Genomic DNA, 17595 nt, shown 5'->3' on the forward strand with positions numbered 1-17595 from the left:
CATTGAGGACCATGGATGGGCGGCCTGTCAGCCTTCGAATTCGGCGGTGACCAGCCCCTTGGGCTCCAAGAGGAACTGGGCGAGGCTGCCGTCGTGGGGGGTCTCGGGGACACCGGCCCAGGGCTTGACCCGGCCGGTGACCACCTTGCGTACGGAGGGTTCGCGCAGGACCGCCCCGGCGAGTCCGGCGTGGTCGCCGGGCAGGCTCACCACCAGGGACTCGCGCAGCGGGCGGGTGCCGTCGGAGGGCTGCCAGGGGGCCACCACGATGAAGGGGAAGCCCAGTTCGGTGCCGGCCAGCGCGTGGTCGGCGCGGTCCACGGAGACGACCAGCGGCCGCAGCACCGTGGTGCCGTCGCCCGGGTCGGCGAGGACGGAGCCGCCGTAGCGGTGGGTGCTGTGGTCGCGCGCCCCGGCGGTCAGGCCGGTGAGATGGCCGGCCAGGGCCTCGCCATTGGCGGGGCTGGTGGCCGGCAGGGTGGCGAGCTCGTCGAGCACGGGGCGTACGGGCAGGTCCGCGAGGCGTTCGGCGAGCGCGTCGGCGAGGGCGGCGACCGGCCCGCTGGTGAGCACCAGCGAGATGTTGTTGCAGCGGACGCCGCCGTCCTCGGAGATCCACTGGACGAGGTCGTCGAGCAGTTCCTTGTCGGTCTCGGCTCCGGGGCCGACGAGCACCTTGCTGCGGCCGGGGCCGCGGACCAGGACGTCGCCGCGGTGCGCGAACCGGGCGGCGGCGTCCGGGCCGCCGTAGACCAGGCCCAGGTCGGCCTGCTGGAGCAGGTGTTCGCCGACGTCGTGGCCGCCGGGCAGGAAGGCCACGGTGTCCGGGTCGAGTCCGGCGGCGAGCAGCGCGGCGACGAGCCGGCGTGGGGTGAAGGGGTCCTTGCTGCCGGGGCGCACCACGACGCGGGCGCCCATCGCCAGGGCGCGGACCCAGGTGACGTTCGGCTCGGGGTGGTTGTTGGGGACGATCGCGGCGAGGATCCGGCCCCGGGGGACCATGACGGTGCGGTAGCCGCGGGTCTCGTACGGGGCGGGGGTCTCGGCGCCGTTGATGCGCTCGATGATGCCGAGCTGGGTGTGGATGCCCTCGATCGCCCGGGTGATGGCGGCGCCCGGGGTGCCGGTGGCGAGGACGACCCGGCGGCGGTACTCCTCGGGGCTCTCCCCGTTCAGTTCGGCCGTCGCGAAGAGTTCTCCGGCGGCCGCGAACAGCTCGGCGGGCGGGGCGGGGGCGTCGGCGCCGCCTCGCAGCCGGTTGAGGGCGGCCTGGGCGAGCAGCCGGGGGGCCAGGCCGACGGAGACGAGCGGGGTGCCGTCGAGGGCGGTGAGCTCGGAGCGGTCGCGGCTCTCGACGTCCTTGCCACCGATGACGGGGTTGATCGCGGGTAACGCGCCGCTGTCGTGGGCGTTCGCGCCGTGGGGGGCGGCCATCAGTAGACACCCTCGATCACGGCCGGGGCGTCCTTGGTGGTGAGCGGGCCGATGTCGGCGAGGCCGTCGATGTGGTCGCCCTTGGCGGGGCGGACGCGGATCGCGGTGTCGCGCTCCAGCACGTTGGGCAGGAACATGTCCTTGCTGAGCTGGTGCACCAGGACCTGGCCGCGCTCGCCGTACTCGACGGGCTCGCCGGTCTCGGGGTGCAGGAGTTCGACGATCGACTGCGGGAAGTACGGGCGGAAGACGGCGGGGTGGCTGTCGCCGGCCTCGCGGACCCGCTGCGGGGCGATGCCCATCAGGGTGTTGCCGTAGATGGCGGCGACCCGGGCCCGCGGGAAGAACGTTTCCTCGATCTGGTGCAGGGACTCGGGGCTGATGCTGGTGCCGGCCCACAGGATGCCTTCGAGGGAGGCGCCGAGCGCGTCGTAGAGGGCGGGGCGGGCGCAGACCGCCTCCAGCACCGGCGGGGTGATGAACAGGACCTTGATGTTCTGGGAGTTGACCACGAGCTCGATCTGGTCGAGCAGGTACTCGCGGTACTCCGCGGCGAGCTCCGGGCGGCCCGAGCCGATGAGCCGCTTGACCCAGCGCGGGTCGAAGTCGAGGGTGAAGCACATGGAGCCGCGCAGCTGCGCGAGGTGGCGCACGGTGCGGCCGACGACGTGCGGGCCGGTGGGGCCGACGTGCAGCCAGTGCCCCTGGGAGGGGAAGCCGTGGTCGGTGAGGACCTCGCTGACCCACTCCACGTTCTGGCCGCGCGATTCGCTGTCGACGACGCGCTTGGGGGCGCCGACGGTGCCGCCGGACTCGAAGACGTCGAAGCTGTTGCCGGCGCTTCCCTCCGGAACCAGGTCCTCGACGGGTACGGTACGCAGTTCACCGCTGACGTCCGGGAAGCGGCGCAGGTCCGCGATCTCGACGATGTCGGTGAGCGGGTCGAAGCCGAGGCCCGGTGCCTTGCGCAGCCAGAACGGGGATCCCGTCGCGGGGTCGAAGTGCCAGCGCATCATCTCGCGCAGGTGCTTCGAGACGGCGTTCGGGTCGTCGGCTCCCAGCACGTCGTTTACCAGCTCAGTCATGTAGATCCAACCGTTTCTTCGGGCAGTGCCACCGGGCACCGGATGTTCAGGTTCTGGGCACGCCCCGGCGCCGGATTGAGGAGCGGGAGTGCGGAGGTGCGGGAGTGCGGGAGTGCGTGTGCAGCGACGGCCGCGCGGCCGGGGCCGGGCAGCACAGGGGACCGCCGATCGGGGTGGCCCGGGATGCGCGGACCTCCTTGGGTCCCGCTGCCCTGTTCGCCATTTACCTTTTCCGCGAGACACCTTGGCTGTCAAGCGCGATGCGCAACGTGACACGGTCTCGTACGGGTCCCACGTACGCGGTGGCGTGCGACGCGGCCGCAAACACGGCCGTTCGCACTCCGTTCCTGTTCAACTGCTGGGCTGCTCACTGGTCATGGCCCGGGCCGGCTCCTATCGTCACTGCCCATGACCACCCGTAACAGCGAGCGCCTCGACCTCAACACCCACTCGGCGCGCACGTACTCCGCCATGCACCGTCTCGCCACCACGGCCGCCCAGGCCGCCACCGACGCGGGCCTGGAAGGCCCCCTGGTCGAGCTGGTGCGCATCCGTGCCTCCCAGATCAACGGCTGCGCCTTCTGCATCGACATGCACACCATCGACGCCCGGTCCGCCGGTGAGGCCGAGCAGCGCCTCTACGCCCTGAACGCCTGGGAGGAGGCCCCCTTCTTCACCGAGCGCGAGCGCGCCGCGCTGGAGTTCACCGAGTCGGTGACCCTCGTCCACACCGGTCACGTCCCGGACGACGTCTACGAGCGCACCGTGAAGGTCTTCGGCGAGGAGCAGCTGGCCGCCCTGCTGTGGATCATCGTCGTGATCAACAGCTACAACCGCGTCGCCATCACCCCCCGTCTCACCCCGGGCAACTACAAGCCCTCTGCCTGACCCGCCTCCGCCGCGTCCGCCCGCCCCTCCGCGAGGCGGTCGCGGCGGCTCCGTGTCCCGACCCAGAAAACTCCCCCATGCCTGGCACCCACAGAACCCCGGTCAGCCCGCTGCCCCGGCCCGGCATCCGCGCGCAGGACTTCACCGATCCCTTCACCCGCCGCCTGCTGCTCAACGAGGGCTCGACCACCGAGCTCCTGGAGCGCCGCGGCCGCTGCCGGCTCGGACTGCGCGTCGTGGAGCAGACGCTGGCGCCCCTTCACCTCCGCGACGGCCGCCTGCTCGACATGCTCGGCGTCACCCCGCAGACCCCCTGCCTGGTCCGGCGCACCGAACTCGTGTCCCCCGAGGGGACGGCCGTCTCCCGGAACCTGGTGATCGGCCTGCTCCCCCGGTCCGACGAGGTCACCCAAGTCGTCACCCACCACTCCGTGGCCCTCGGCCGGTCCGTCAACCTGCGCGGCATCCCGCAGCGGCGGACCCTGCTGAGCGCCGGCCTCACCACCTGGCAGGGCACCGGGCGCACCGTGCCCGCCGTGTCCCGCGGCTACCTGCTGCACCTGGACGACGAGGCCCCGCTGTACGTCGCGGAGACCTTCAACCCCGCCGTCGCCCCGCCCTGGCGGCGCGGGACGGGCACGGGGACGGGCACGGCGGCGCCGGTGAGCGCCGTACGAGCGGTCCCCGCCGTCACCACGGCCCTCGGGCGGGCCTCATGAGCGACTCGGTCGCCGTGGTCGGCGCCGGGCCGGTCGGCCTCGCCGCCGCGCTCGCCGCCCACTCCCTCGGCCTGGAGCCGGTCCTGCTGGAGGCCGGGGCGCGCACCGCCCGGCGGCCCGGCAGCCGCGCCATCTTCATCCACCGCGCCACCCTCGACCGCCTGGAGCGGATCCGCCCGGGCCTGAGCGCGGAGATCTCCGGCCAGGGCCTGGTGTGGGACACCAAGCGCACCCTGTGGGCCGGCCGTCAGGTGCACCTGCGCACCTACCCGACCACCGCGGCCACCGCGCCCTTCAGCAGCCTTCCGCAGACCGTCGTCGAGGACGTGCTGCGCCGCGCCTGTGACGAGGCGGGCATCCGCTCCGTGTGGGGCGATCCCGTCGCCGACGTGGACAGCGGCGCGGCCGGGGTGCGGCTACGCACCCGCTCCGGCGGCGTGTACGAGGCCGGCCACGTCATCGCCGCCGACGGCTCCCGGTCGACGGTGCGCGAGCGGGTGGGCATCGCCCTGCGGGGCAGCACCTCCGAGACCGAGTTCGTCGTCATCGACGTCGCCGACGGTCCCGTACGGGCCCCCGCCGAGCGGATCTTCCACTACCGCCATCCCGGGGTCGCCGGGCGCAACGTGCTGCTGGTCCCCTTCCGGGGCGGCTGGCGCGTGGACGTCCAGTGCCGGCCCGGCGACGACGCCGCCCGCCTGGTCGCGAACGCGCCCCGGTGGCTGCCGCGGGTGCTGCCGCAGGTACCCGACCCCGAGATCACCTGGTCGTCGGTGTACCGCTTCCAGCAGCGCCTCGCCGACCGCTTCGCCGACGCGAGCGGCCGGGTCCTGCTGGCGGGCGAGGCGGCCCATCTGCTGCCGCCGTTCGGTGCGCGCGGCATGAACTCCGGGATCAGCGACGCCGTGGCCGCGGCCACCGCCGTACGGGAGGGCACCGTCGCGGACTACGCCCGCGCCCGGCAGGAGGCCGCCGAGGGCAACATCCGCGCCGCCGGGGCCGCCCTGGACCACCTGCTCGCCGTCCGGCCGGCGCAGCGCGGCCGGCAGTGGGCCGCCGCCGCGCTCTCGCCGCTGTGGCCGAAGGCCGGCCACTGGCTGGACGCGGCGCCGTACGGGCCCCGCATCCGCAAACTGACCTACTGAGAGCCCGCCCGGCGAGCTCCTCCGCACGGCGAACGGCCCCGTATCCGGTTCATCGGATACGGGGCCGTCGGGCTTGCCGTGCTCTGCCGCTCGCGGCTCAGATCGCGTTCGCGCGCGCCAGGTCGGCGAACTCCCGCCAGAAGCGGGCGTACTCCGTCGCGAGCTCCGCCACCGTCTCGGCGCGGTGCGCGGGCACCCCCTCGGCCATGGTGCGCCAGTCGCCGGCCGGCAGGGTCAGGGCGCTCAGCAGCCGCAGCAGCGTCCGCCCCGTCTCACTGTGCCGCAGCGTGGGGTCCTGGCACAGCTTCTGGTAGGCCACCGTCAGTTCCCGCTCCGGCGGCGGTACGAGGCGCACGTGGCCCCGCTTCGGCGCGGCGGGCCGCTGCTGTTGCAGTTGCTGCTGCTGTTCCTGCTGCTTCTGGTGCTGCTGCTGACGCTGCTGGCGCTGCTTGCGCTCTCCGACCCGCTGGCGCTCCGGCACCGGGTCCTCGCCGCGCTGCATCCGCTGGCGCACGTCCCGGACGGTGGCCGGGGACAGCCCCGTCCGCTTGGCGATCTCCCGCAGCGAGACCCGGGCCGGGTCGGCCAGCAGCCGCTGCGCCTCCCGCCGGCCCTGCGCGGTGCTCAGCGGCCGGACCTTCCCGTCGCGGCCGAGCCGGCCCTCGGCGGGCGCCTGCACCGCGCCGGGTACGCCGCGCCGCAGCGCGGCCACCGTGTGCGCGGACAGCCCCGCGACCGAGGCGATGGCCCGGTCCGCCCAGTGGCCGTGCGTCTGGAGGATCCGTACCGCCGCGGCCGTCCGCTCGGACAGGGTCAGCGGCAGCCCGTGCCGGGTGTTGGACTGCACGGAGTACACGAAGGCGTCCTCCGCGCTGCCGTCGAGGAACTGGACCTCGATCTCCGTACGGCCGCGCAGCAGCGCGGCCCTGAGGCGGTGCATCCCGTCGACGACCCGCATCGAGGGCCGGTGCACGACGATCGGCGGCAGCCGGTTCTCCGAGACGGCCAGGGCCCGCAGGTGCTCCGCGTGCTCGGTGAGGGCGCGCGGGGAATCGGCGGGCTGGAGCGCGGAGATGGGCACCAGGTGCACCGAGGTGAGCCGCTGCGGGCGCGACGGCTCCGGGCTCTCGTGGTTGACGGGGCTCCCCGCCCTGGCAGTGGTCATCGCCTGCGCCCTTTCCGAGTGGTGCGGTGGTAACAGCCCGCCGGGGGTGGGCAACCGTGCGCTTCGCACGGTTGCCCACCCCCGGCGGGGTCGTGTCAGCTGAAGCGGCGCAGCAGCGTGACCGCTGCTCCGGCCGCGGCCGAGGCTTCCTCGCCGCCGGCTTCGAGCACCGGCAGCAGCGCCCCGAGGAGGAGGGCCGGCCGGCCGCCGTTCTCGCGCAGGAAGGCCTCCGATCCCTCCCAGAACACGGCGCGCACCGCGTCGACGGTGGGCAGGCCGCCCTCCGGGACACCGGTGAGCAGCTTCGCGGCGAGCACCCGCTCCAGCTCGGTCGGCGCCCAGTCCCCCGCCGACAGGTCGGCGTCCAGGCCCTCGACGACGGCGCGCAGTTCGGCCGGGGTGCCGCCCGGGGTCGCGGTGCGGGTGCCGATGAGCAGGCCGGGGATCGGGTTGGCCCGGTAGTTGTCCCAGAAGGCGTCGCCGAAGCGCTCGACCGACTCGGCGGGCACCTCCGGCACGTGCCAGGAGTAGGTGGCGAAGCCGGCGGCGGCCAGGCACTCGGCGAAGGCCTCGTACGACCAGCGCGAGGTGGTGATGGTGGAGGTCTCGGTGCCGATGAGGTCGGTGACGAGCACGCCCCGGTCCTCGGCGGGCGTCTCGGAAACCACCCGCAGGCCGTAGGCGTCCCACTCGGGGCCGAACGGGTCGAACTCGGGCCACACGGTGAGCGCGACGAAGGTGCCGCCGGGCACCAGGTTGTCGTGGATGCCGCGCAGCATCGAGGTCAGCTCGTCCTTCGTGGTGGCGTAGTTGAGCAGCCAGACCGCGCTGACCAGGTCGAACTCGCCCAGCCGGGGAAGGTTCACGGCGTCGGCCGCGTGGTAGGTGATGCCCTGGGGGTCCTTCTGCTCCGTCTCGCGGGCCAGCTCGACCATGACGGGCGAGAGGTCCACGCCGACGACCTCGGCCGCGCCCGCGGACTTGATCAGGCGGGTGTAGTGGCCGTGCCCGCAGGCGAGGTCGAGGACCCGGGCGCCGGTCAGGTCGCCGAGGTGCTTGAGGACGTTGTGAGCTTCGGGACCGGCCAGCGGGGCCGTGTCCTTGAAGTCCGAGTAACGGTCGCCGATCACCGCGTACTGGTCGTTCTGCTCGGTCATGTGCGTACTCCCTTGGGTGCGGCGGCGTCAGACGTTCGCGGGGCGGTGGGCGGCGAGGTCGGTGTAACCCGCGGCCGCTCCGTCGTGGAAGGTGTCCGGGTCGGGCTCGGTGAGCGGGGCGCCGCTGCGGATCCGCTCGGGCAGGTCGGGGTTGGCGGAGAAGTACCGCGCGAAGCTCACGGCGTCGGCGAGGTCCGCGTCGAGCCGGGCGGCGGCGGTGGCCGGGTCGGTGGGGTCGTCGCCGGTGAACGGATTGGTGATGACGGCGCCCGCCCAGCGCTCGCGCAGCAGCGCCGGCAGCTCCGGGTCCGGGCCCTCGACGATGTGCAGGTAGGCGATCGCCTGGGCGTTGAGGGCGTCCGCGAGCAGGCCGTACGTGGTCGCGGGGTCCTTCTCGACGGTGTCGTTGTAGCCGCTGGCGGGCGAGAGGCGCAGGCCCGTACGGCCGGCCCCGACGGCGGCGGCGACCGCGGCGACGACCTCGGAGACGAAGCGGACGCGGCCGGCGGCGTCACCGCCGTAGGAGTCCTCGCGCAGGTTGGAGTTGTCGGAGAGGAACTGGTGGAGCAGGTAGCCGTTGGCGCCCTGGAGCTCGACCCCGTCGAAGCCCGCCCCGATCGCGGCGGTGGCGGCGGCGGCGAAGTCCCGGACGGTCGCGGCGATGTCGGCGGGGGTCATCTCGCGCGGCTCCACCGTGTCCACCAGCACCCCGGGCGCCGTGCGGGCGTCGCTGAGCGCGGTCACGGCGGAGGGCGCCAGCGGGCGGACCCCGGCCGGGAGCAGGTCGGGGTGGGCGATCCGGCCGTGGTGGGACAGCTGCGCCACGATCCGCCCGCCGGCCGCGTGCACGGCCTCGGTCACCCGCTTCCAGCCCGCGATCTGCTCGGCGGTGTGCAGTCCGGGCTGGCCGACCGGCCCGTGCCCGGCGGCGCTGACGCGCACGCCTTCGGTGATGATCAGCCCGGCGGAGGCGCGCTGGGCGTAGTACTCGGCCATCAGGGCGCCGGGGACACCCGCGGCGTCGGCGCGGTTGCGCGTCATGGGCGCCATGACCACGCGGTGGGGGAGCGTCAGCGCGCCCGCGGTGAGGGGGTCGAACAGGGAAGGCATGGGGTCTCCGGAGGGTGGGGCGGGGAAGCGGTGGATCAGTGGGTGTCGTCGCAGGCCAGGGCCCGGTCGACGAGGGCCGGCGCGGCCCCCGTGTAGCGGACCGGGTCGAGGAGTTCGCGGAGCCGGTCGGCGCCGAGGTGCTCCGAGACCTCGGGGAGGTCCGCGAGGACCTCCCCCAGCGGCCGGCCGGTGCGCCCGGCCCGCTCCGAGGCCTCGGTGAGCAGGGCCTTGGCCGGGGCGCGGCCCAGCAGCGGGGCGAGGACGGCGGAGATCCGCTCGGAGACGACCTGGCTGCCGGTCAGCGCCAGGTTGGCCCGCATGCGGTCCTCGTTGACCTGGAGGCCCTCGGCCAGCTCCACCGCGGTGTGCGCGGCGCCGCCGGCCAGTCGCAGGCATTCGCGCAGCAGCAGCCACTCGGCGTGCCAGGCGCCGCCCGACCGTTCGTCCTCGGCCAGCAGGCACTGGGTCAGTCCCGCCGCCAGCACCGGCACCTGGAGGGCGGCGGAGCGGATCAGCGTGGCCAGCACCGGGTTGCGCTTGTGGGGCATCGCCGAGGAGACGCCCCGGCCGGCCCGGCCGGGTTCGGTGACCTCGCCGACCTCGGTCCGGGTCAGCGACTGCACGTCCACGGCGATCTTCCCGAGCGCCCCGGCCGTGAGGGCCAGCGCGCCCGCGAGGTCGGCGATCGGGGTCCGCAGGGCGTGCCAGGGCAGCGCCGCCTCGGCGAGCCCGGTCTCCTCGGCGAAGGCCTCGGTCAGCCGCCGTACGTAGGCGCCGGGTTCGACGGGAGCGGCGCCCTCGGGGGCGGCGTACTCCAGGTAGCCGGCGAGGGTGCCCGCGGCGCCGCCGAGCGAGACCGGCAGGCCGCCGTCGAGCAGCCGGCGCAGCCGCGCCGAGGAGTCGAGCAGCAGCTGCCGCCAGCCCGCCGCCTTCAGCCCAAAGGTGGTGGGCACGGCCTGAAGGGCGAGGGTGCGCCCGGCCATGGCGGTGTCGCGGTGCCTGGCCGCAAGCGCGCCCAGGGCCTCGGCGGCGCGCTCCAGGTCGGCGGTGATGAGGAGCAGCGCGCGGCGCGCGACGAGCATCGCGCCGGTGTCGAAGATGTCCTGGCTGGTGGAGCCGCGGTGGACGTACTCGGCGGCCTCCGGGTCCCGTTCGGCCACCAGGTCGGTGAGCGCGCGGACCAGGCCCACCACCGGGTTGGCGGTCTCCCGGCTGCCCCGGGCGACGGCCAGCGCGTCGATGTGCTCCGCGCGGGCCGCCTCCGTGATGGCCCGGGCGGCCTCCTTCGGCATGGTGCCGAGCCGGGCCTGGGCCCGGGCCAGGGCCGCCTCGGCGTCCAGCATGGCCTGGAGCCACGCCAGGTCGCCGACGGCGGCCTCGACCGGGGTGCCGGCCCGGACCGGGGACAGCAGCCCCGTGTCCGGTCCGGCGGCCGCGGCCGGGAACCCGGCCGCGCGGGGGTCCGTGCTCACGGCTTCACCCCGGAGAGGGTGTGCCGCTCCGGGACGGGTGCCGGGACGAGCCGGGTGTCCTCGTGCACCACGGTCATCAGCGCGGACGCGATGGCGTCGGAGTCGCCCAGGGTCACCGAGTCCACGCCGGGGCGGATGCCGGCGGCGGTGGCCCAGTGGACCGCTTCCGTCGGAACTCCGTAGGCGAAGCGGCGCGGGTGCGGGCGGCCCTGGGCGTCGATGACGCGGCACGGCCGCTCGGTGACCGCGACGGCCCCGGTCTCGTAGCCGTCCGCGCCACCGGCGCCGGGGACGGTGTGCGGGCGGACCTGCCCCGTCTCCAGCAGGTACGCGAGCAGCGGATCGGCGGTGCGCCGCACGTCGGGGACGGGCAGCCGGGCGTCGATCAGCACGCGCGCGGTGATGGTGCGGCCGCCGGTCACCGCCGACTCGGCGGTGAACACGCCGTCGCCGGAGTGCGGGGTGATCCGCAGGTCCGGCCCCAGGACGTCGAGCACCCCGGCCCGGATCAGCGCGATCATCTCCTCGATGCGCGAGGCGGGCGGGCCGATCGAGAGGAACGCGTTGAGCGGGGTGTACCAGCCGTCCAGGTGCTCGCGGTGCGAGGCGCCGGTGAGGCCGGAGTGGTCGACCGCGAGGCGGATCTCGTTGCGCAGGTCGCGCAGGACGTCGAGGGCCGTCTTGAACGGGCCGCTGACGTTGCCCCGGCGGGCCTCGGCCAGGTCCCGGCCGAGGTAGTCCAGCAGCCAGCTGCGGAACTCGTCGAGGGAGGCGAACCGGCGGCCCTCGGCGGGGTCGTTGATCCGGTCCCAGCTCCAGCGGTCGGCGGCGGCGATGCCGAACCGGTCGAGGACCGCGCCGCGGGCCTCGTCGGTCTCGGCCGCCAGGTAGTCGTCGCACAGCTTCCTGGCGTCCTCGATGCGGCCCGCGCCGCGCAGCAGCACGTCGTAGTAGACGCTCTCGACCTCGCGGGAGACCAGCGGCCACAGCTCGGCCAGGAAGTCCACGCGTTCGCCGGACGTGGCCCGCTCGCGCAGGACGGCGACGTGGTCGGCCGTCAGCAGGCGCGGGTAGTAGCGGCCGAACGGGCCCTTCTCGTTCGCGCCGCGCGAGTGGTAGGGGATCCCCCGGCGGGAGCCCGCCACCAGGTGCGGCTCCTGGCCCGAGGGGCGGTAGACGAGCGTGCCGTCGACCCGCTCGAACGCCCCGCCGCGGCCCCGGGTGAACAGCGCCATGTGGTCGAAGAAGTTGAGGCCGAGCCCGCGCAGCAGCACCGTCTCGCCGGGTTCGACGAAGGACAGGTCCAGGTCGGCCGGATTGGCGGGCGGGACGTACGCCAGCTTGTGCTCCCGCGCGAACGCCGTGAGCGCGGCCTCGCCCCGGTCGGGCCGGGAGTCGGTGTGGCCGAGGGCGAGCACGACCGCGCCCAGGTCGGGCAGGGCGGTGCCGTCGGCGAGCCGCAGGAGCTGCCCGCCGTCGCGGTCTTCCAGGGCCACGGCACGCGACTGGTGGACGCGGACCGTGATGCCCACCGGGGCGGTCCTGACGACCCGGCGGAACGCCCAGCGCAGGTAGTGCCCGTACAGGGAGCGGGTCGGGTAGTCGTCGGGGCCCAGGACGCGCGCCTCGGCGAGGACCGCCTCGGCGAGCTCCGGCTCGGCGAAGTCGTCGAAGGGTCCCATCAGGGTGAGGAACCGGGCCCACTCGTACAGGCTGGGTCCCTCGACGACCGGGCCCGCCATGACGACCGAGTCGTCGGTGAAGACGGTGACCTGGGAGGACACCGTGTTCATCAGCAGGTTGCGGCTCTGGTCGGTGCGCCACACGGCGCCGGCGCCCGCCGGGTGGGGGTCCACGACGTGGACGGTGACCGGGGTGTCCGGCACGGTCCGGGCGAACTGGGCGCAGAACCGCTCCAGTACGGACAGGCCGCGCGGGCCGGCGCCGATGATGGCGAAGAACTGCCGGCGCTTCTCACTCATCGCGGATTCCCGTCCAGGTGGTGACCTCGACGCCGTCCCCGAGCGGGAGGTCGAGGGAGACGTAGCCCAGCCGCCCGTCCCGGATCCGTTCCAGGTAGTCGGCGGGAAGCATGGACAGGTTGTCGGAGACGATCACGGCGCCGGGCGCCATCAGGGGCTCCAGGACCTTCAGGACCGGCAGGTAGAGCTCTTTCCAGCCGTCCAGGAGGATGAAGTCGACGGGCTCGGTGAGCGCGCCGAGCGTGTCGCGGGCGTCGCCCTCCAGCACGGTGACGAGGTCGGCGAGTCCGGCCTCGGCCAGGTTCTCCCGCGTCTTGCGGACCTTGCCGCCGTCGAGCTCGCTGGTGGTGAGGTGTCCGCTGCCGTTGTCCCGCAGGGCGGCGGCGATCTGGATGGCCGAGGCGCCGTAGGACGCCCCGAACTCGACGGGGTTGCGCGGCCGCAGGGTGCGGACCAGCAGGTGGAGCAGCCGGCCGATCTTCGGATCGACCGGGAGCAGGGCCTCGGCGCACAGGGCGCTGGCCTCCGCGGGGGTGGGCGGGGCCGATAATCCGGCGGCGCTCGCGTAGGCGCGCTCCATGACGCCCTTGTCGTCACGTTCGGCCATGGAGTACAGCCGGTTGAGAACGGCGCGCACCGCAGGCTCATCGAGCCCTGAGGAGCCCTGTCGTACAGGCAGGACAGACAAGATTTTCTCCCGTTAACATTCGAGCCCGCAGGCCGGCCGTCAGGCCGTGACGCCTTCGAGCAGGTCGCGGCGTATGTAGCTCAGGGCGTTGTAGATGGTTCGGCGGGTGTCGAGGATCGCCCGGCGGCCGTGCATGACACGGGTGTTGTCGATGAGGGCGATGTCGCCGTCCTGCCAGTGGATGTCCTCGGTGAGCTCGTCGGTGAGGGTCTTCATCCGGCTGATCAGGCCATCGGGGAAGCCGGTGCCGTCGGCGTAGCCGATGACCGGCTTCTCGTAGTTGTAGGAGGGGCCGAAGATGCTGTTGGCCCAGGAGGGGCGGTCGCCGAACAGGGTGGTCCGGGCCGCCGGGGTGCGGTACGTGTAGTGGGCGGAGCCGTCCTCCTGGAGGACGAGGGTGGTGCCCTCGCGGTCCTGGACCAGGGCGAGGAAGTCGTCGAAGGTGATGTCCTCGACCTTCTTGTCACCGCCGGACTGGTGCAGGACGAACTGCTTCCACTTGGCTTCCTCGACCCGGCGGGCGTAGGAGATGTCCTGGGCGAACGCGGCCTGGTCCTCGGCGGGGGTCGCGTCCCACACCCGGTAGCCGTCGCACACCGTGGTCTGCGAGCCGCTGGAGGCGGCCGTCTCGCAGAAGAACCAGGTCAGGTCGGGTCCGAAGGGGCTGTTGCCGTTCTCCAGGTGGAGTCCGACCTCGTCCGTACCGGCATCGACCTTCTGCGCCACGGCGCCTCCGTGAAAGGTGCGCGCGGGGTCCAGGGTCACGCGGTCGGAGTGCGCCTTGACGAAGAGGGAGAAGTCCTCGACGGAGGGGCGGAACCCGCGCAGGACCACGAAGCCCGCCTCCGCGAGCAGGGCGACGGTGTCACGGGGTTCCAGGTCGCCCAGGGTGGGACAGCCTTCGCTGGCCAGGACGAGCTTGCCCGTTCCCGCTCCGAGGGACTGGACGTCCGGCTGACTGTGAGACATGTGTGACCTCTTAACTCATCGCGGTTGATGGGAGAGCAGTGACTCGGCTATCGCCGTGCGCACCGGGCGGCCGGTGACGGTGAAGAGCCGTCGGTACGCCTCGTCGTCGGCGCTCAGCAGGTGCACCACCTCGACGCGTTCCACCTGCGAGAGGTGTTCGGCTCCGAAGGCGGCGATCTCCCGCTCCGCCTCCTGCCGGTCGATGGCGGGGTCGATGACGAACAGGCCGTTCAGGGCGGGCAGGTCGTTGCCGACGACGGCCGCGGCCCGGACGAACGGGAGCCGCGCGTACTGGGCCTCGACCCATTCGGGCGCCACGTTGCGCCCGGCGGCGGTGATGATGACGTTCTTCTTGCGGCCGGTGATCCGCAGGAACCCGTCCTCGTCGATGGTGGCCAGGTCACCGGTGTGCAGCCAGCCGTCGACGACGGCGCAGGCCGAGGGGTCGGGCCGGGTGTACCCGTCGAACAGCGAGGGGCTGCTGACGAGGACCTCGCCCTCCTCGCTGAGGCGGACGCTGACGTGGCGCAGCGGCCGTCCCACGGTGCCGATCCGGCGGGCGCCGGGGGTGTTCCAGCTGACGACGGAGCTGTTCTCGGAGAGCCCGTACCCCTCGTAGACGGGGATCCCGAAGCCGTCCAGTTCGCGCAGGGTGTCCGGGTGGACGGGCGCGCCGCCGCAGCAGATCAGGGGGGCCCGGTCGGTGCCGAACAGGGCCTGGTTGACGTCGCCGCCGGCCTCCTTCGCCCGGCGCGCTGCTTCGGCGAGGGCCGTGACCAGGGCCGGGGTGGCGACGACGGCGCTCGTGCGCGCGGTGACCAGGTGGGGCAGGGTGGCCTCGACGGCCGATCCGCTGGTGCCCACGAGCGGGGCGTCGGGCGGCAGCAGGGTGACGCAGCCGCCGTCCAGGAGCACCAGGTACAGCCCGGTGACCTGCTCGATGAGCAGGCTGAACGGGACGACGGACAGGTAGCGGGCGAAGGCGTCCGCGGGCATCGCCGCGTGCAGCGAGTCGATGAGCGCGCCGATGCCGCCGGAGCGGATCCGTACGCCCTTGGGGCGCGAGGTGGTCCCCGAGGTGTGGATGATCTTGCAGATCCAGTTCTCGTCCGCGGCGGGCACGGCGTACGGCTCCGCGGCCGCGCCGAGCGCGTCCAGGGACACCTCGACGACGCGGCAGCCGGGCGGCAGTACGCCCTCTCGCCCCCACTCGGCGAGCCGGGCGGCCCCGAGGGAGTCCACGACGCAGACCTCCGCCTCCTCCAGGAGGCTGGCGGCCTGCTCCCGGGTGAAGGCGAGCGGGACGGGGACCTCCGTGGCCCGGGCGGCCAGCAGCGCCAGGTCCGCGACGACGAACTCCGCGGTGTTGCCGCACAGCACGCCGGTGCGGCCGGCCGCCGTGACGAGGGGCGCCAGCTCCTCGCTCAGCGCCCGTGCGGCGCGGGTGATCTGCCGGTAGGTGTACTCGGCGGCGAAGCCGCCCGCTCCGTCCAGGACCCGGACCAGGGTGCGGTCCGTTTCGGCGTAGCGCTCCAGGGCGCTCTCAACGGCTCGCACGGCTGACCGCCTCCTGCGCGGGAGCGGTGGCCCTGGTGTCGGTGAGCAGCTCGACCATCGGCTCCAGGAAGGTGTACCGGCCGGTGGCGTTGGCGAACAGGTCGGCCAGCTTGCGCAGTTCGATGAAGCCGACCTGGGGCAGGTGGTCGTAGTACGTCCCCCAGCTGCCCCGCTCCTGCGGGTCGAGCCGGTCCTGGTCGGCGTCGCCCAGGACCGTGAACCCGATGCCGGCGCGCCGCAGCGACTGGCGCAGCGGGGCGGTGACGGTGCACAGGATGTACTCCATGCCCATGCACCAGGAGATGATCGGGATCAGCCGGACCAGTTCCTGACCGGAGCCGGGCACGCTGGCGAGCGCGCCGATCTCGATGACGTTGGCGCGGTCCACCGGGGTGCCGGTGCGCTCGGCGATCGCCTTCTCGACGGTGGTGTCGAGGTAGCGCTCCGAGAAGAACGGCTCGTCCGAGACGTGGGTGCAGCCGGCGCATCCCACCATGACGGGCTCGCCGCCCTCGTCCTGCCGGACGGCCACGATGAAGGAGTCGGGGTCCGGCTGGATCTTCGCCGCGTGGACCGCGGCGTAGGTGGTGCGGGCGAGGTCGCCCGCCTCGTGCCAGGCACTTGTGTCCCGTAGCGCCAGGGATATCTTCAGCAAGACCGAGTCTCCATTCGCGGATGTCCCGGGCCAGGGAGGCGGTGCGCCCAAGGACGAGCCTGTTCAAGCTGGGCGGCGAGGGCGAACAGGGTCGCCTCGTCACCGAATCGCCCGGTGGCGTGAACGCCGACGGGGAGGCCCGCTTCGGTCCAGTGCAGGGGGACCGACATGGCGGGCTGGCCCGTGAGGTTCGCCAGCGGAGTCTCGTGGCAGAACTCGACGGCACGCGTGAGCTGCTGCCGGGGAGTGCCGACGGAGAAGGTGCCGAGCGGCGGGGCCGGCTCGGAGGTGACCGGGCCGAGGAGCACGTCGTAGCCCCGGCGGCTGCCCCGGCCCTGGCGCTCGCCCTCGCCCTCGTAGAAGCCGGCGAGGCCCCGGGCGGCCCGCTGGAGGGTGGAGACGGCCAGCAGGTAGCCGGCGGCGCTCAGGGTCCGCCCCTGCTCGTACAGCTCCCAGGTCAGTTCCTCGAACTGGCCGGGCTCCGGGGTACGGCCGCTGAGCAGCGCGAACGAGCTGATCGCGGAGGAGACCCCGGCGGCCCACAGCACCAGGAACGGTTCGACGAGGTCGGTGAAGGCCACGGCCGGTTCGGCCTCGACGACCTCGTGTCCGAGCTCGGCGCAGAGGGCCGCAGCCTCGCGCACCGCGGTCGCGCAGGCGGGGTCGAGGCGGCCGCCGCTGCCGGCGCGGGTGCTGAAGGCGATCCGCAGGCGGCGTCCGGGGCCTTCGGCAACGGCCCGCGCAAACGTTCCTGCGGCCACCGGCGGCGCCCAGTACGGGTCGCCCGGCGCGGGGCCGGAGATCGCGTCGAGCACGGCGGCGCTGTCGCGGACCGAGCGGCTGACGACGTGCTCGGCCGCGAGGCCGTTCATCAGGTCGCCGACGGCGGGGCCCAGCGGTGTCCGCGCCCGGGTGGGCTTGAGCCCGAACACCCCGCAGTTGGAGGCCGGGATGCGGATGGAGCCGCCCGCGTCGTTGGCGTGCGCGACGGGGACCAGGCCGGCCGCGACGGCCGCGGCGGAGCCGCCGCTGGAGCCGCCCGCGCTGCGGGCGTGGTCCCAGGGGTTCACGGTGGCGCCCTGGGCCGTGTTCTCGGTGGTGGGCAGCACCCCGAACTCCGCGGTACGCGCCTTGCCCAGCACCCGCAGCCCGGCGGCCTCGAAGCGGTCGGTCAGCTCACTGCCCTGCGCCGGCACGAACCCCTTCAGGAACCTCGATCCCATCGTCGCCTCCATACCGGCGACGGTCGGGCCTAAGTCCTTGAGCAGGAAGGGCACGCCGTGCAGGGGCCCCCGCTCCTCGGGGTGCGGGCCATCGGGCTCGTCCGCCTGGGCCAGCGCCCGGTCGAAGGAGGTGACGGCGACGGACCCCAGTGACCCGTCGAGCCTTTCGATGCGCTCGATGGCGGCGCGCAGCAGATCGCCGCGCGACAGCTCGCCGGTGCGCACGAGTTCTGCCTGCGCATGCCCGTCGAGCTCGCGCAGGCGCTCTGAGAAAGACATGCCATCACCCTTTCGAAATAGCTTTCAATAAAGCTTTCTTGCGAGATGCTAGCTTCTGGTGCGGGGT

General features: G+C 73.7%; 15 protein-coding genes. 3 read left to right on the top strand and 12 right to left on the bottom strand.

From position 1 onward, the window contains the following. Positions 1 to 27: 27 nt before the first annotated feature. Both IE248_RS32185 and IE248_RS32190 read right to left on the bottom strand, forming a co-directional pair. Positions 28 to 1434: an aldehyde dehydrogenase family protein gene (locus IE248_RS32185; protein ID WP_190032531.1), complete on the bottom strand. Its 1407-nt coding sequence runs from the start codon at positions 1432 to 1434 to the stop codon at positions 28 to 30. Further along, positions 1434 to 2519 carry an AMP-binding protein gene (locus IE248_RS32190; protein WP_190032532.1) on the bottom strand — a complete coding sequence of 362 codons (1086 nt, stop codon included), beginning with the start codon at positions 2517 to 2519 and terminating at the stop codon, positions 1434 to 1436. The genes IE248_RS32185 and IE248_RS32190 overlap by 1 nt, the downstream gene beginning before the upstream one ends. Before the next feature lie 408 nt (positions 2520 to 2927). Here IE248_RS32190 and IE248_RS32195 point away from each other — a divergent pair, with 408 nt between their 5' ends. The 3 genes from IE248_RS32195 (at position 2928) to IE248_RS32205 (ending at position 5271) form a co-directional block, all read left to right on the top strand. Further along, entirely contained in the window at positions 2928 to 3407 is a 480-nt protein-coding gene (locus IE248_RS32195) for a carboxymuconolactone decarboxylase family protein (RefSeq protein WP_008740937.1), read from the top strand. Positions 3408 to 3484: 77 nt separating this feature from the next. Further along, positions 3485 to 4126: a hypothetical protein gene (locus IE248_RS32200; RefSeq protein ID WP_073794878.1), complete on the top strand. Its 642-nt coding sequence runs from the start codon at positions 3485 to 3487 to the stop codon at positions 4124 to 4126. Further along, on the top strand, positions 4123 to 5271 hold the full coding sequence (locus IE248_RS32205) for an FAD-dependent monooxygenase (protein ID WP_124291076.1): 1149 nt from the start codon (positions 4123 to 4125) through the stop codon (positions 5269 to 5271). The genes IE248_RS32200 and IE248_RS32205 overlap by 4 nt, the downstream gene beginning before the upstream one ends. Before the next feature lie 97 nt (positions 5272 to 5368). On the opposite strand, the gene IE248_RS32210 is transcribed toward IE248_RS32205, so the two are convergent. The 10 genes from IE248_RS32210 to IE248_RS32250 all read right to left on the bottom strand — a co-directional run bounded on the left by IE248_RS32210 (position 5369) and on the right by IE248_RS32250 (position 17528). Beyond that, complete coding sequence (locus IE248_RS32210) at positions 5369 to 6436, bottom strand: ParB/RepB/Spo0J family partition protein (protein WP_047961253.1); 1068 nt, start codon at positions 6434 to 6436, stop codon at positions 5369 to 5371. Positions 6437 to 6531: 95 nt separating this feature from the next. After that, positions 6532 to 7593, bottom strand: coding sequence for a class I SAM-dependent methyltransferase (locus IE248_RS32215; protein ID WP_190032533.1), 1062 nt, complete (start codon positions 7591 to 7593; stop codon positions 6532 to 6534). 27 nt (positions 7594 to 7620) lie between these two features. After that, positions 7621 to 8703, bottom strand: a complete 1083-nt coding sequence (locus IE248_RS32220; RefSeq protein WP_073776689.1) for an alkene reductase — start codon at positions 8701 to 8703, stop codon at positions 7621 to 7623. A gap of 35 nt (positions 8704 to 8738) precedes the next feature. Beyond that, positions 8739 to 10175, bottom strand: coding sequence for a nitrosuccinate lyase (locus tag IE248_RS32225; protein ID WP_100582241.1), 1437 nt, complete (start codon positions 10173 to 10175; stop codon positions 8739 to 8741). Beyond that, positions 10172 to 12157, bottom strand: coding sequence for an FAD/NAD(P)-binding protein (locus IE248_RS32230; protein WP_190032534.1), 1986 nt, complete (start codon positions 12155 to 12157; stop codon positions 10172 to 10174). Before IE248_RS32230 ends, IE248_RS32225 begins: the two co-directional genes overlap by 4 nt. Continuing rightward, positions 12150 to 12794, bottom strand: coding sequence for an O-methyltransferase (locus IE248_RS32235; RefSeq protein WP_008740931.1), 645 nt, complete (start codon positions 12792 to 12794; stop codon positions 12150 to 12152). Before IE248_RS32235 ends, IE248_RS32230 begins: the two co-directional genes overlap by 8 nt. A 90-nt stretch (positions 12795 to 12884) precedes the next feature. Next, positions 12885 to 13814, bottom strand: coding sequence for a TauD/TfdA family dioxygenase (locus IE248_RS37850; RefSeq protein ID WP_209520192.1), 930 nt, complete (start codon positions 13812 to 13814; stop codon positions 12885 to 12887). Between the two features lie 15 nt (positions 13815 to 13829). Continuing rightward, entirely contained in the window at positions 13830 to 15371 is a 1542-nt protein-coding gene (locus IE248_RS37855) for an AMP-binding protein (protein WP_008740929.1), read from the bottom strand. Then, positions 15358 to 16026 (bottom strand): thermostable hemolysin, encoded by a 669-nt coding sequence (locus IE248_RS32245; protein ID WP_008740928.1) that lies wholly within the window; start codon positions 16024 to 16026, stop codon positions 15358 to 15360. The genes IE248_RS37855 and IE248_RS32245 overlap by 14 nt, the downstream gene beginning before the upstream one ends. After that, positions 16020 to 17528, bottom strand: coding sequence for an amidase (locus IE248_RS32250; protein ID WP_073794887.1), 1509 nt, complete (start codon positions 17526 to 17528; stop codon positions 16020 to 16022). Before IE248_RS32250 ends, IE248_RS32245 begins: the two co-directional genes overlap by 7 nt. Positions 17529 to 17595 lie beyond the last annotated feature (67 nt).

The sequence above is a fragment of the Streptomyces goshikiensis genome (genome assembly GCF_014650555.1).
In the GTDB taxonomy this organism is placed as follows: domain Bacteria; phylum Actinomycetota; class Actinomycetes; order Streptomycetales; family Streptomycetaceae; genus Streptomyces; species Streptomyces goshikiensis.